This is a genomic window from Pseudomonas sp. G7(2022), assembly GCF_052660475.1.
In genome coordinates this window covers 4,830,890-4,845,007 of the sequence record NZ_CP109659.1, presented here as the reverse complement: position 1 = coordinate 4,845,007, position 14,118 = coordinate 4,830,890, and the positions used below count along the sequence as shown (strand labels likewise).

Annotated in this window: 10 protein-coding genes; 1 reads left to right on the top strand and 9 read right to left on the bottom strand. The window is 61.3% G+C overall.

What is annotated here, in order from left to right; all coding sequences use genetic code 11:
- Positions 1–111 precede the first annotated feature (111 nt).
- From gcvP to arcD (NE357_RS22110), 8 genes are all read right to left on the bottom strand, one after another.
- Positions 112–2,964 (bottom strand): aminomethyl-transferring glycine dehydrogenase, encoded by a 2,853-nt coding sequence (gcvP, locus tag NE357_RS22145; RefSeq protein ID WP_169431617.1) that lies wholly within the window; start codon positions 2,962–2,964, stop codon positions 112–114.
- A 10-nt stretch (positions 2,965–2,974) separates the two neighbouring features.
- Complete coding sequence (gcvH, locus tag NE357_RS22140; RefSeq protein ID WP_085709634.1) at positions 2,975–3,358, bottom strand: glycine cleavage system protein GcvH; 384 nt, start codon at positions 3,356–3,358, stop codon at positions 2,975–2,977.
- A 345-nt stretch (positions 3,359–3,703) separates the two neighbouring features.
- Positions 3,704–5,212 carry a sigma-54-dependent transcriptional regulator gene (locus NE357_RS22135; protein ID WP_169431616.1) on the bottom strand — a complete coding sequence of 503 codons (1,509 nt, stop codon included), beginning with the start codon at positions 5,210–5,212 and terminating at the stop codon, positions 3,704–3,706.
- 250 nt (positions 5,213–5,462) lie between these two features.
- On the bottom strand, positions 5,463–5,825 hold the full coding sequence (locus tag NE357_RS22130) for a DUF5064 family protein (protein ID WP_169431615.1): 363 nt from the start codon (positions 5,823–5,825) through the stop codon (positions 5,463–5,465).
- A 62-nt stretch (positions 5,826–5,887) separates the two neighbouring features.
- On the bottom strand, positions 5,888–6,817 hold the full coding sequence (gene arcC / locus NE357_RS22125; protein WP_169431614.1) for a carbamate kinase: 930 nt from the start codon (positions 6,815–6,817) through the stop codon (positions 5,888–5,890).
- 180 nt (positions 6,818–6,997) lie between these two features.
- Positions 6,998–8,008: an ornithine carbamoyltransferase gene (locus tag NE357_RS22120; protein ID WP_169431613.1), complete on the bottom strand. Its 1,011-nt coding sequence runs from the start codon at positions 8,006–8,008 to the stop codon at positions 6,998–7,000.
- 69 nt (positions 8,009–8,077) lie between these two features.
- Positions 8,078–9,334, bottom strand: coding sequence for an arginine deiminase (gene arcA, locus NE357_RS22115; protein ID WP_169431612.1), 1,257 nt, complete (start codon positions 9,332–9,334; stop codon positions 8,078–8,080).
- Positions 9,335–9,368: 34 nt separating this feature from the next.
- Positions 9,369–10,796: an arginine-ornithine antiporter gene (arcD, locus tag NE357_RS22110; RefSeq protein WP_169431611.1), complete on the bottom strand. Its 1,428-nt coding sequence runs from the start codon at positions 10,794–10,796 to the stop codon at positions 9,369–9,371.
- 437 nt (positions 10,797–11,233) lie between these two features.
- Between arcD (NE357_RS22110) and arcD (NE357_RS22105) the strand changes: the two genes are divergently transcribed.
- Positions 11,234–12,661: an arginine-ornithine antiporter gene (gene arcD / locus NE357_RS22105; RefSeq protein WP_169431610.1), complete on the top strand. Its 1,428-nt coding sequence runs from the start codon at positions 11,234–11,236 to the stop codon at positions 12,659–12,661.
- Between the two features lie 94 nt (positions 12,662–12,755).
- Here arcD (NE357_RS22105) and NE357_RS22100 read toward each other — a convergent pair whose 3' ends face one another.
- On the bottom strand, positions 12,756–14,105 hold the full coding sequence (locus NE357_RS22100) for a CoA transferase (protein ID WP_169431609.1): 1,350 nt from the start codon (positions 14,103–14,105) through the stop codon (positions 12,756–12,758).
- Positions 14,106–14,118 lie beyond the last annotated feature (13 nt).

Here is a 14,118-nt window from a genome sequence, read left to right as displayed (position 1 = left end):
CTTGTTATAGGAATTGGCGGAATATCAGGCTTGGTGCATTTCCTTGTGGGAGCTAGCTAGCTCCCACAAGGAGTTCTGGAAGTCGGAGCGGATAAACCGCCCCTCATTCAATCAAGCGTAGCTTTCGATCGACGGGCAGGCGCAGACCAGGTTGCGGTCGCCGAACACGTTGTCGACGCGACCGACCGGCGGCCAGTACTTGCCTTCGATCAACGACGCCACCGGGTACACCGCTTGCTCGCGGCTGTACGGGTGAGTCCACTCGCCGACCAGCTCTGCGGCGGTGTGCGGAGCGTTCTTCAGCGGGTTGTCGTCCTTGTCCAGGGTGCCGTTCTCTACAGCGCGGATTTCTTCGCGGATGCGGATCATGGCGTCGCAGAAGCGGTCCAGCTCTTCCTTGGATTCGCTTTCGGTCGGCTCGATCATCAGTGTGCCGGCTACCGGGAACGACATGGTCGGGGCGTGGAAGCCGAAGTCGATCAGACGCTTGGCGACGTCATCGACGCTGATGCCGCTGCTGTCTTTCAGCGGGCGCAGATCGAGGATGCACTCGTGCGCCACCAGACCGTTGCTGCCGGTGTACAGCACCGGGTAGTGCTCTTCCAGGCGACGGGAAATGTAGTTGGCATTGAGGATCGCCAGTTGCGAAGCGCGCTTGAGACCTGCGCCACCCATCATGCGAATGTACATCCAGGTGATCGGCAGAATGCTCGCGCTGCCGAACGGTGCTGCGCAGACCGCGCCTTCCTTGCGTTCCATGTGGCCGTGGCCCGGCAGGAACGGCGTCAGGTGCGATTTCACGCCGATCGGGCCGACGCCCGGGCCGCCACCGCCATGCGGAATGCAGAAGGTCTTGTGCAGGTTCAGGTGCGAGACGTCGCCGCCGAACTTGCCCGGGGCGCAGAGGCCGACCATCGCGTTCATGTTGGCGCCGTCGATGTACACCTGGCCGCCGTTGTCATGAATGATGCCGCAGATTTCGCGGATGCCTTCTTCGAACACGCCGTGGGTCGACGGGTAGGTGATCATCAGTGCGGCGAGGTGTTCGCGGTGCTCGATGGCCTTGGCGCGCAGGTCTTCGATGTCCACGTTGCCACGGGCGTCGCACGCGGTCACGACCACGCGCATGCCGGCCATGTTGGCGGTCGCCGGGTTGGTGCCGTGGGCGGACGACGGGATCAGGCAGATGTCGCGACGGTCTTCGCCACGGCTCTGGTGGTAGGCGCGAATCGCCAGCAGACCTGCGTACTCACCCTGGGAACCAGCGTTCGGCTGCAGCGAGATCGCGTCGTAACCGGTGGCGGCGCAAAGCATCGCTTCCAGTTCGTCGGTCAGTTGCTGGTAACCGGCGCTTTGCTCGGCCGGGGCGAACGGGTGCAGCGCACCGAATTCGGCCCAGGTCACCGGGATCATTTCGCTGGCGGCGTTGAGCTTCATGGTGCACGAGCCCAGCGGGATCATGGTGCGATCCAGTGCCAGGTCCTTGTCCGCCAGTTTGCGCAGGTAGCGCATCAGCTCGGTTTCCGAGTGATAACGGTTGAACACCGGGTGGCTGAGGATCGGCGACTGACGCACCAGCGTAGCTGGAATGGTGCTTTGTGCGGCAGCGGCCAGCGCAGCGAAATCCGGCAGGCTCTTGCCATCGGCGAACAGGCTCCACAGGGTTTCGATGTCGGCCTGGGTGGTGGTTTCGTCCACCGACAGGCCTAGACGCTGGGCATCGATCACACGCAGGTTGATCTGTTGGGCGCGGGCCTTGTCATGCAGCGCAGCAGTTTGCGCGCCGGTGGCCAGGGTCAGGGTGTCGAAGAAGCTGGCTTGCTCGACGGTCACGCCCAGTGCGCTCAGGCCCTTGGCCAGGATCGCGGTCAGGTGATGCACGCGGTTGGCGATCTGGGTCAGGCCTTTCGGGCCGTGATACACGGCGTACATGCTGGCGATGTTGGCCAGCAGCACTTGTGCGGTGCAGATGTTCGACGTGGCTTTCTCGCGGCGGATGTGTTGCTCGCGGGTCTGCATCGCCAGACGCAGGGCCGGTTTGCCGAAACGGTCAACCGAAACACCGACCAGACGGCCGGGCATGTCGCGCTTGAACGCGTCTTTGGTGGAGAAGTAAGCCGCGTGCGGGCCACCGAAGCCCAGCGGCACGCCGAAGCGTTGCGCACTGCCGATGGCCACGTCGGCGCCGAATTCACCCGGCGGAGTCAGCAGGGTCAGGGCCAGCAGGTCGGCAGCCACGGCGACCAGTGCGTTGGCGGCGTGGAAGCGCTCGGTCATTTCGCGGTAGTCGAACACATCACCGTTGCTCGCCGGGTATTGCAGCAGTGCGCCGAAGAATGGCGTCACGTCGGTCAGTTCACGCTCGTCGCCGACCACCACTTCAATGCCCAGCGGCTCGGCCCGGGTGCGCAGCACGTCGAGGGTTTGCGGGTGGCTGTGGATCGAGGCGAAGAACTGGTGGCTGCCCTTGTTCTTGCTCAGGCGTTTGCAGAAGGTCATGGCTTCGGCAGCGGCGGTGGCTTCGTCGAGCAAGGAGGCGTTGGCGATCGGCAGGCCGGTAAGGTCGCTGATCAGGGTCTGGAAGTTCAGCAGCGCTTCGAGACGGCCCTGGGAAATTTCCGGCTGGTACGGGGTGTAGGCGGTGTACCAGGCCGGGTTTTCCAGCAGGTTGCGCAGGATCGGCGACGGCGTGTGGCAGTTGTAGTAGCCCTGGCCGATGTAGGTCTTGAACAGCTGGTTCTTGCCGGCGATGCCTTTGATCATTGCCAGGGCATCGGCTTCGCTCAGGCCGTCGTCGAGGCCGAGCACGCTGGTGCCCTTGATGCTTTCCGGGATGACGCTGGCACTCAGAGCTTCGAGCGAGTCGAAACCGAGGCTGTTGAGCATGGCTTGCTCGTCACCGGCGCGCGGGCCGATGTGACGGGCGATGAATTCGTTGGCGGTGCCGAGATTTACTTGGGTCATGTCAGGTTCCTCAGGCTTCGGCTTGGGCTTTGATCAGGCGGTCGTAGGCGTCCTGATCCAGCAGCTTGGCGACGGCGGAAGCGTCGGATGGCTTGAAGCGGAAGAACCAGCCTTCGCCCAGCGGATCTTCGTTGACCAGTTCAGGGGCATCTTCCAGCGCCGGGTTCACTGCCAGCACTTCACCGTCCAGTGGCATGTACACGCCGCTGGCGGCTTTCACCGATTCCACGGTGGCGGCTTCGGCGCCTTTCTCGTACGCCTGCAATTCAGGCAGTTGCACGAACACCACGTCGCCCAGGGCGTTCTGCGCGAAAGCGGTGATGCCAACGGTGACAGAACCATCGGCTTCGGCGCGCAGCCATTCGTGATCTTCAGTAAAACGCAACTCGCTCATGGAATCTCCTAGGGGCCAGACTCGTCTGGTGGACGCGGTGGAATGCTCGGGCGGCAATGCCCTGATTTTATGAACGGTTACTTAGCAAGAACGCGGCCAATGTAAAAATATCGTTATAAATCAATGGCTTGATTGATTGGTGGGCGAGCGCAATTACGTTGACTGTAGCGAAATCGCTACACCGTGAGGCGAAGAAAAAAGCTGAACCGGATCAAAGCCTTGCACAGCGGTGATTCGAGGAGGCTGTATCGATATCGTTCCGCTGTAGCGCTTTCAGTACAGATGGAGGTCGCTTTTGAACGGATTTCGAATCCGCCACATACCCTGTGGGAGCGGGGTCTCGCCTCAGGGCTTGTTGGGGATGCCGTATTTGCGCAGTCGATGCGCGATGGCGGTGTGCGAGGTCTGCAGGCGGCTGGCCAGTTGGCGGGTCGAGGGGTAGCTGACGTAGAGTTTTTCCAGCAGCGATTTCTCGAAGGCTTCCACGGCTTCTTCCAGACTGTCGACGTCGGTGTCGGCCTGGCGTGCCACCGAGGTGCCGGCGATGTCGAGATCGCCGATGTCCACCAGGCTGCTTTCGCAGATGGCGGCGGCGCGGAAGATCACGTTCTGCAATTGCCGCACGTTGCCCGGCCAGCGGTTGCCGAGCAGCGCCGGGTAAGTGCCCGGGGCGAGGCGGCAGACCGGGCGCTGGATCTGCGCGCAGGCCTGCTGCATGAAGTAGCGGGCCAGTAGCAGAATGTCCTGACCGCGTTCGCGTAACGGCGGCACTTCGACGTTGAGCACGTTGAGGCGGTAGAACAGGTCTTCGCGAAACAGGCCTTCGCTGACCATTTTTTCCAGATCGCGGTGGGTGGCGCTGAGGATCCGCACGTTGACCTTCACCTCACGATCGCCACCGACCCGACGGAAGCTGCCATCGTTGAGAAAGCGCAGCAGTTTGGCCTGCAAGTACGGCGACATCTCGCCGATCTCGTCGAGGAACACCGTGCCTTGGTTGGCCAACTCCATCAGCCCCGGTTTGCCGCCGCGTTGTGCGCCGGTGAAGGCGCCGGGGGCGTAGCCGAACAGCTCGCTTTCGGCGAGGTTCTCCGGCAGGGCCGCGCAGTTCAGTGCGAGGAATGGCGCACTGTGCCGGGCGCTGATGGCGTGGCAGGCGCGGGCCACCAGTTCCTTGCCCGTGCCGGTTTCGCCCTGGATCAGCAGCGGCGCGTCGAGGGCCGCGACGCGTTGGGCGCGAGCCTTGAGGGTGCGGATTGGCGGCGATTCACCGAGCAGCGCATCAAAGCCTTCGGCATGGTCGTGGTGCAACGCCGAGAGTTGTTCGCCGATGCGGTTCGGTTGATACAGCGTCAGCAGGGCACCGGCGTCGGTGATCGGCGTGGCGTCCAGCAACAGGGTCTGGCCGTTGACGGTGATTTCCCGCAGCGGCAGGCGGAAGCCCTGTTCGAGCAGGGTTTCGAGCAGGCCCGGATCGTTGAACAGTTCCGACACGCTTTCGCCCGCCGGCTCGCGACCGTACAAGGCGATCAGCGCCGGGTTGGCCAGCAGCACCTTGCCGGCGCTGTCGAGCGCCAGCACCGGGTCGGTCATCGCCGCGAGCAATGCATCGAGTTGCAAGTGCCGGCGCTGACCGGGGAGGATGTCGACCACGGTCACTGCTTCTACACCACGCACGCGAAACAGCGCATCCTTCAGTTCTTCGAGCACTTGCGGGCTCAAGGTCGGGGCGTCGATGTAGACGTTGGGTGGGATCATCTCCACCGCATCCAGATTGAGATTACGCCCGCCGAGGATAGCCAGGACTTCCTGGGTGATGCCGACGCGGTCGATGAAGCTGACGTGGATACGCATGGGGCGGTTCTGGGTTCTGGAGTGCGGAGGGGGGCAAGTATGCCTTGATGGGGGACTGGGGTGAAATCTTGAGAATGGCGTCGTGCTCGAAATCCACCCCTCACCCCAGCCCTCTCCCCAGAGGGGCGAGGGGGAAAGGGAGCAGATTGGGGGCTTTTCAAAACTTGAGTTCGGCTCGCTATTTCAGGTCGGTGTACCTTGAGCAAGCAACTCACCCCAGCCCTCTCCCTCCGGGAGGGGGCTTTTGGGGTTACTCGAAATGCTCGGGATTGACCGGATCCCCGGATTGCATATTCAACTGCTTGCGGATGTCTTCAAACATCAGGTCGTAATGTTTGTGCACCGAGCCGATCTGGCTGTGACTCTTGGGGATGCCGTACTTTTCGGCAATTTGCGTCACGTTGCGAGCGAAGTTGTAGGCTTCCTCCTTGGGCAGAAAGAACGGTTCTTTGACCTCTTTTCCCTGCATGCTGCCATGCAGGGTGAACTGTATCCCTTTGCCTTTCTGGGGATCGGTGAACACTTCATAGTCGAGGTGCACGTTGTAATTGACGTCGTCGTCAGTTAACGCGTGGCGCTCGATGTGCAAGCGGCCGGGTTCGAACTGGGCCATGGTTTTCTCCTTTCAAGGCATGGGAGAAGGGCAGACCTGAGATCTGCCCCCGGAGTTTCTTGTTATCGGTAGGTGATGCCTGGCGCTGCCGTGCTGACCCGTGTACCGGCGGTGCCCTGGACGATGGCTTCGATGTCCGAGAGCGAACCGATCACCGCGACCTTGCCAGTATGGCGCGCGAATTCGCAGGCTGCCTGAACCTTTGGTCCCATGGACCCCGCGGCAAAACCCAGTCGTTCGAGTTCATCCGGATGCGCCTCGGCGATGGCTTTCTGGGTTGGTTTTTTGAAGTCGATGTACGCCGCGTTGACGTCGGTGGCGATCACCAGCAAGTCCGCTTCCAGCTGTTCGGCCAGCAGCGCCGAGCACAGGTCCTTGTCGATCACCGCTTCGATGCCTTTGAGATTGCGGTTCTCGTCGTACATGGTCGGAATGCCGCCACCGCCGGCGCAGATCACGATGCTGCCCTTGTCCAGCAGCCACTTGATCGGGCGGATTTCAAAGATGCGTTTCGGCCGTGGGCTGGCCACCACGCGGCGGAACTTGTCGCCGTCCGGGGCAATCGCCCAGCCTTTTTCGGCGGCGAGTTTTTCCGCTTCGGCTTTCTCGTAGACCGGGCCGATGGGTTTACTCGGGTTCTGGAACGCCGGGTCCTTGGCATCGACTTCAACCTGGGTCAGCAGGGTTGCGAACGGCACCTCGAAGTCCAGCAGATTGCCCAGTTCCTGTTCGATGATGTAGCCGATCATGCCTTCGGTTTCGGCACCGAGCACGTCCAGCGGGTAAGGGGTGACGGAGGTGTAGGCCGCTGCCTGCAACGACAGCAGACCGACTTGCGGGCCATTGCCGTGGGCGATGACCAGTTGATTGCCGGGATGAATCTTGGCGATTTGCTCGGTGGCGATGCGGATGTTGGCGCGCTGGTTGTCAGCGGTCATCGGCTCGCCACGGCGGAGCAGGGCGTTACCGCCCAGAGCTACGACGATACGCATGGTGCTTGTCCTTCTTGTACAGAGGAATGGCAAACGACTCGTGTCCATGTTGAAACCAGGATCCCTTGTGGGAGCGGGCTTGCTCGCGAAGGCGTCAGATCAGTCGACATCACTGTTGAATGACACTCCGCTTTCGTGAGCAAGCCCGCTCCCACATGGGGAGGCGGTTCCCTCAGTGGGTTACAGATCAGCCAGGGTCGACACCAGAATCGCCTTGATGGTGTGCATGCGGTTTTCCGCTTGCTCGAAGGCGATGCAGGCAGGCGACTCGAACACGTCGTCGGTCACTTCGATGCCGTTGGCCAGGTGCGGATACTGTTCGGCGATCTGTTTGCCGACCTTGGTATCGCTGTTGTGGAACGCCGGCAGGCAGTGCATGAACTTGGTGCGCGGGTTGCCGGTGGCTTTCATCAGCTCGGCGTTGACCTGATACGGCAGCAGTTGCTGGATACGCTCGGCCCAGGCTTCCACCGGCTCGCCCATCGATACCCAGACGTCGGTGTGGATGAAATCGACGCCCTTGACGGCGGCTTTCGGGTCTTCGGTCAGGGTGATGCGGGCACCGCTTTCTTCCGCGTATTTCTTGCAGCGCTGCACCAGGTCATCGTGGGGCCACAGGGCTTTCGGTGCGCAGATGCGCACGTCCATGCCGAGTTTGGCGCCGACCAGCAGCAGCGAGTTGCCCATGTTGTTGCGCGCATCGCCCAGGTAGGCGTAGCTGATCTCGTGGATCGGCTTGTCGGCATGCTCACGCATGGTCAGCACGTCGGCGATCATCTGGGTCGGGTGATATTCATCGGTCAGGCCGTTGAACACCGGCACACCGGCAAACTTGGCCAGTTCTTCGACGATTTCCTGCTTGAAGCCACGGTACTCGATGGCGTCGTACATGCGACCCAGCACCCGGGCTGTGTCCTTCATGCTTTCCTTGTGGCCGATCTGCGAGGAATTCGGATCGATGTAGGTAACGTTGGCGCCCTGGTCATAAGCGGCGACTTCGAACGCGCAGCGGGTACGGGTCGAGGTTTTTTCGAAGATCAGGGCGATGTTGTTGCCCTTCAGGTGCTGTTGCTCGGTGCCGGTGTACTTGGCGCGTTTAAGGTCGCGGGACAGGTCGAGCAGGTAACGCAGCTCACGTGGGGTGTGGTGCTCCAGGCTGAGCAGGTTACGGTTGTGGATGTTGAACGCCATGATGATTCTCCTTGGATTCGGTAATCGGCCCGGCCGCTACGGGATAGGTGCGGCCGGGGAGATGGTCGTTTAGTAATCGATTGGGTCGCGGATGATCGGGCAGGTCATGCAGTGGCCGCCGCCACGGCCACGGCCCAGTTCGCCGGCGCTGATGGTGATGACCTCGACCCCGGCCTTGCGCAGCAGGGTGTTGGTGTAAGTGTTGCGGTCGTAGCCGATGACCACGCCAGGCTCCACGGCCACCACGTTGTTGCCGTCGTCCCATTGCTCGCGTTCGGCGGCGAAGCTGTTGCCGCCGGTTTCGACGACGCGCAGCTTCGGCAGGTTGAGGGCTTGGGCCACGACGTCGAGGAACGTGCCTTCTTCGCGACGGATGTCGATGCCGCCCTGTTTGCTTTCGTCAGGGCGCAGGGTGAAGGCGACGATCTGGTTGACCACTTCCGGGAAGATCGTGACGAGGTCGCGGTCGCAGAAGCTGAACACGGTATCCAGGTGCATCGCCGCGCGGGATTTTGGCAGGCCGGCGACGATGACTTTTTCCACAGCCTTGTTCTTGAACAGATTCAGCGCCAGTTGGCCGATGGCCTGACGCGACGAGCGCTCGCCCATACCGATCAGCACCACGCCGTTGCCGATCGGCATCACGTCGCCGCCTTCGAGGGTCGAGCTGCCGTGATCCTTGTCCGGGTCGCCGTACCAGATCTCGAAATCGGCGTTGGTGAATTGCGGATGGAATTTGTAGATGGCGGTGGTCAGCAGGGTTTCCTGACGACGGGCCGGCCAGTACATCGGGTTCAGTGTCACGCCACCGTAAATCCAGCAGGTGGTATCGCGGGTGAACTGGGTGTTCGGCAGCGGCGGCAGAATGAAGCTGGAGTGGCCGAGGAAGTCGCGGAACATCTGGATGGTCTTGCCACCGAAGCTGTCCGGCAGGTCATCGGCGGACACGCCGCCGATCAGGAATTCGGCGATGTGTCGCGGCTCCAGGCTTTTCAGCCAGGATTTGACTTCGTTGATCAGGCCCAGGCCCACCGAATCGGCGGTGACCTTGCGATCGAGGATCCAGTCCAGTGCTTCGGGGTTGCCGACGATATCGGTCAGCAGGTTGTGCATTTCCAGCACGTCGATCCCGCGCTCACGCATCTTGGTCACGAAGTCGAAGTGGTCGCGCTTGGCCTGAGCGACCCACAGCACGTCGTCGAACAGCAGTTCATCGCAGTTGTTCGGGGTCAGCCGCTGATGGGCCAGACCTGGGGAGCAGACCATGACTTTGCGCAGTTTGCCGGCTTCGGAATGGACGCCGTACTTAACTTTTTCCGTGGTCATTTCAGTGATCCTCCAGAGATAAAACGTTTGGCAATTACAGAGTCAGGAAGCCGTCGTAGAGACCGTAGGCCGCCACCAGGGCACCCACGATCACTGCGGCGAAAATCAGCTTCTCGACGTTGGTGAAAACCGGTTGTTTGAGTTCGAGCTTGGCCTTGGCGAACAGGATCGCGCCCGGGGCATAGAGCAGGGCCGACAGCAGCAGGTACTTCACGCCACCGGCGTAGAGCAGCCACACGGCGTAGATCAGGGCGATGGCGCCGATGATCAGGTCCTTGCGCCGTTCGGCTGCGAAGCCTTCATAGCTTTCGCCGCGCACCGCCAGCAGCAGGGCGTAGGCCGCCGACCACAGGTACGGCACCAGAATCATCGACGTGGCGAGGTAGATCAGCGACAGGTAAGTGCTGGCCGAGAACAGGGTGATGACCAGGAACAGCTGCACCATCGCGTTGGTCAGCCACAGGGCGTTGGCCGGTACGTGGTTGGCGTTCTCCTTGCGCAGGAACTCCGGCATGGTGTGGTCCTTGGCGGCGGCGAACATGATCTCCGCGCACAGCAGCACCCACGACAGCAGTGCCCCCAGCAGCGAGATGATCAGGCCGACGCTGATCAGCACCGCACCCCAGTGACCGACCACGTGTTCCAGCACGGCGGCCATCGACGGGTTCTGCAGTTTGGCCAGTTCCGGCTGGGTCATGATGCCCAGCGACAGCACGTTCACCAGCACCAGGAACAGCAGCACGGTGATGAAACCGATCACGGTGGCTTTACCGACGTCCGAACGTTTTTCCGCCCGGGCCGAGAAGATGCTCGCGCCTTCGATGCCGATGAACACCCACACGGTGACCAGCATCATGTTGCGCACCTGGTTCATCACGCTGCCCAGGTCCGGGTTTTTCAGGCCCCAGATGTCGGCGGTGAAGATGTCCAGTTTGAAGGCGAAGAGTGCGATCAGTACGAACAGCAACAGTGGCACGACCTTGGCGACGGTGGTCACCAGGTTGATGAACGCCGCTTCCTTGATCCCGCGCAACACCAGGAAGTGCACGCCCCACAGCAGGACCGAGGCGCCGATCACTGCAGCAACAGTGTTGCCTTCCCCAAAAACCGGAAAGAAATACCCGAGGGTGCTGAACAGCAGAACGAAGTACCCCACGTTGCCCAGCCAGGCACTGATCCAGTAGCCCCAGGCCGAAGAGAAACCCATGTAATCGCCGAAACCGGCCTTGGCATAGGCGTAGACACCGCCGTCCAGGTCAGGCTTGCGATTGGCGAGGGTTTGAAAGACGAAAGCGAGGGTGAGCATGCCGACTGCGGTGATGGCCCAGCCAATCAGTACCGCGCCGACGTCGGCACTGGCGGCCATGTTTTGTGGCAAAGAGAATATTCCACCACCGATCATTGAGCCGACTACCAATGCAACCAGTGCACCTAGTCGTAGTTTTCCGGGAGCTTCAGACATTGCATGACTCCATTGCAGGAGAGAAGAGTTCACAGCGTAGATCTGTTGGCTTTTCAAACAGCTGACTTAGATCAGTGCATGCTCACATTCCATTGTTAATGAATGACTTATGAAGCGAGTGAAGGCATAAAGCTATTGTCTGGAAGGCCCGTCATAGAAGCCTTTGGTCGATATTGTTGGGAATGGATCCTATTGCTTTCGAGTTATGACGCTAGTTGCTTTTCGGGTTTTGGCAAATTTTTCACATCTGTTTTCAATACAGAATCGATTTATCAGGATCAGCGCACGGAACTGTCTGAATGTGCTAGGCGTTAGCGTCATCGGCTATATATAAGTGAGCGTTTGTTGGCATTAACTGAAATACGTCAGCGAGTTTTAGCCAGTTAGTTAATAGTTGTCACAAATGAAACCTCGTCCCATCTTTCAAGGAGATTTGAATGTCGCAACCGACGCAAAAACTGCGCCTTGGCGCACTGATCGCCCTGGTGGTGGGGTCGATGATTGGCGGGGGAATTTTCTCTTTGCCGCAGAACATGGCGGCTCGTGCCGATGCCGGCGCAATCCTGATCGGTTGGGGAATCACCGCCATCGGAATGCTGACCCTGGCGTTCGTGTTCCAGACTCTGGCCAATCGCAAGCCGGAACTGGATTCCGGCGTCTACGCCTACGCCAAGGCCGGATTTGGCGACTACATGGGTTTCTCTTCCGCGTGGGGTTACTGGATCAGCGCCTGGCTGGGCAACGTCGGCTATTTCGTATTGCTGTTCAGCACCCTCGGTTACTTCTTTCCGGTGTTCGGCCAGGGCAACACACCGATTGCCATCGGCTGCGCCTCGGTGCTGCTGTGGGCCGTGCACTTTCTGGTGATGCGCGGGATCAAAGAGGCCGCGTTCATTAACCAGCTGACGACAGTGGCCAAGATCGTGCCGCTGATCATGTTCATCGTCATCGCCGCCGTGGCGTTCAAGGCCGACATCTTCACCCGCGACATCTGGGGCCACAGCAACCCGAATTTCGGCGGGGTGATGGATCAGGTGCGCAACATGATGCTGGTGACGGTGTTCGTGTTCATCGGCATCGAAGGCGCCAGCGTGTACTCGGCACGGGCCGAGAAACGGGCTGACGTCGGCCGGGCCACGGTGATCGGGTTCATCGGTGTGCTGGCATTGCTGGTGCTGGTCAATGTGCTGTCGCTGGGGATCATGAGTCAGCCGGAACTGGCGACCCTGCAGAACCCGTCGCTGGCGGCGGTGCTGGAACACATCGTCGGGCCGTGGGGTGCGCTGGCGATCAGCATCGGCCTGGCGATTTCGTTGCTCGGTGCATTGCTGTCGTGGGCGCTGCTGTGCGCCGAAATCCTGTTTGCCACGGCCAAGGACAAGACCATGCCGGCGTTCCTGAAAAAGGAAAACGCCAACCATGTGCCGGTCAATGCGCTGTGGCTGACCAACGTGATGATCCAGATTTTCCTGCTGATCACGCTGTTTTCCGCCGGCACCTACACCAGCCTGATTTACCTGGCCTCGTCGATGATCCTGGTGCCGTACCTGTGGTCGGCGGCCTATGCGGTTTTGCTCAGCGGGCGCGGTGAAACCTATGAACATGCCTCCGCCGAACGCACCAAGGATCTGCTGATCGGCGGCATCGCGCTGTGTTACGCGGTGTGGCTGTTGTATGCCGGCGGGGTGAAATACCTGTTGTTGTCGGCGCTGCTGTATGCGCCGGGGGTGATTCTGTTCGCCAAGGCCAAGCATGAGCAGGGTGAGCCGCTGTTCACCACGTTTGAGAAGGGGATTTTTACCTGCGTCATTGCCGGGGCCGGGCTCGCGGCCTACGGGTTGTACAGCGGCGTGTTGTCCCTGTGAGGTTGTCCTTCATCGGGCGACAGTTTTGGCGAGCGCTGATCTGGCGGCGCTGGGCGTTCCGATGAGGGCAGCGATCTCAAACCACGCACGAATCTCAGAGCCACTGCGGTTGATGCGACCCCAACTCAGTCGCCGGCAAAGCCCACTGCAACGGCGTTCCAGCAATACGCAGCGGCGCTTGTAGCCGATGCGCCGGCCCCCAGGGGGTCTGTTCCACCAGCGAGCTTTGATCCTGTGGATTTTCCGGACGCAACGCTTCGTCAGTCCCAGGCCCATGCTGAACCAACAACTTCGCCGTCCGCGCCAGCGATAACCGTGCCGATCCACCTCGACCACTGCGCAGCCGTTCAGCCAGCAACCGAATCACACTCGCCGCCATCAGATAACCCGTCGCATGGTCCAGCGCCTGCACCGGCAGCGGGGTCGGTTTGTCCGCCTGTCTCCAGCGCTGCCCGGCCTCGGCAATCCCGCTGCTCATCTGCACCAGACTGTCGAAGCCCCGGCGGTTCTGCCACGGGCCGCTCCAGCCGTAGGCGTTGAGGCAGACGTCGATCAGCCCCGGTGCCAGTTGTCGACGACGTTCGGCACCAAAACCGAGGTTTTCAAGCGCATCGGCGCGATAGCCGTGGAGCAGAATGTCGGCATCCTTGAGCAATCCTTCAAGCACCGCACGATCTGCCGGTTGATGCAGATCCAGTCGCGCACAGCGTTTGCCGAGGGTCACTTCCGGCACCACGCCGGGCTCGTTCCAGGTCGGCGGGTCGATGCGCAGGACGTTGGCGCCCAGCCCTGCAAGAAAACGGCTGGCGGTCGGGCCGGCAAGGACGCGGGTCAAATCGAGCACTTTGAGCCCGGCCAATGGCTGCGCCACAGAGCCTTGCCAGAGTTGACGACTTTCGTCTTTCTCATCACTGAAATGCACCAAGGGTTCGGCATTCACCGCCAATCCTTGGGGATGTTTTTGCCACTGTTCCCAACTGCGCATTTCAGCCGCGCAACCCTTGGCCTCGACCACCGCTTGCTCCAGATCGGCACTGGCCCATTGCGCGACTTTCGCCGCCATCGCCGCGCGGTCGGCACAGGCGCCGAGCACCCTTTCAGCGGCGGCGCGGTGATGCGGGGCGTTGGTGTGCAGGCGGATCCAGCCGTCTCGGGTTGCGTAATCGCCGGCGACCGGATCCCACAGCGGCGGCACTTCCCAGCCGATCGGCCGTAGCGAGGTGGCGAACCAGAACGAGGCGAGGCGGCGGTCGACTTCTACGCCGGGCAAGTGGCCGGTTTGCTGCTGAAGGAGTTCGGCGACTGCCTGCCCGGCAGCGGCAATGCTCGCGCAGGCAAGGTCAGTAACGGCAAACGCCGAGGGCAGGGCGCCCTCGGCGGTGAACGGAATCGGCGTGGGGGACAAGCCGAGCGCGGCTTGAATGGACGTGAGCAGATCAGTCATCGAAGGCCCTCCG

Bases quoted from the DNA above. Each gene is read 5' to 3' on its own strand.
- gcvP (WP_169431617.1), bottom strand. From the start codon at position 2,964: ATGACCCAAGTAAATCTCGGCACCGCCAACGAATTCATCGCCCGTCAC.
- gcvH (WP_085709634.1), bottom strand. From the start codon at position 3,358: ATGAGCGAGTTGCGTTTTACTGAAGATCACGAATGGCTGCGCGCCGAA.
- NE357_RS22135 (WP_169431616.1), bottom strand. From the start codon at position 5,212: ATGCGTATCCACGTCAGCTTCATCGACCGCGTCGGCATCACCCAGGAA.
- NE357_RS22130 (WP_169431615.1), bottom strand. From the start codon at position 5,825: ATGGCCCAGTTCGAACCCGGCCGCTTGCACATCGAGCGCCACGCGTTA.
- arcC (WP_169431614.1), bottom strand. From the start codon at position 6,817: ATGCGTATCGTCGTAGCTCTGGGCGGTAACGCCCTGCTCCGCCGTGGC.
- NE357_RS22120 (WP_169431613.1), bottom strand. From the start codon at position 8,008: ATGGCGTTCAACATCCACAACCGTAACCTGCTCAGCCTGGAGCACCAC.
- arcA (WP_169431612.1), bottom strand. From the start codon at position 9,334: ATGACCACGGAAAAAGTTAAGTACGGCGTCCATTCCGAAGCCGGCAAA.
- arcD (WP_169431611.1), bottom strand. From the start codon at position 10,796: ATGTCTGAAGCTCCCGGAAAACTACGACTAGGTGCACTGGTTGCATTG.
- arcD (WP_169431610.1), top strand. From the start codon at position 11,234: ATGTCGCAACCGACGCAAAAACTGCGCCTTGGCGCACTGATCGCCCTG.
- NE357_RS22100 (WP_169431609.1), bottom strand. From the start codon at position 14,105: ATGACTGATCTGCTCACGTCCATTCAAGCCGCGCTCGGCTTGTCCCCC.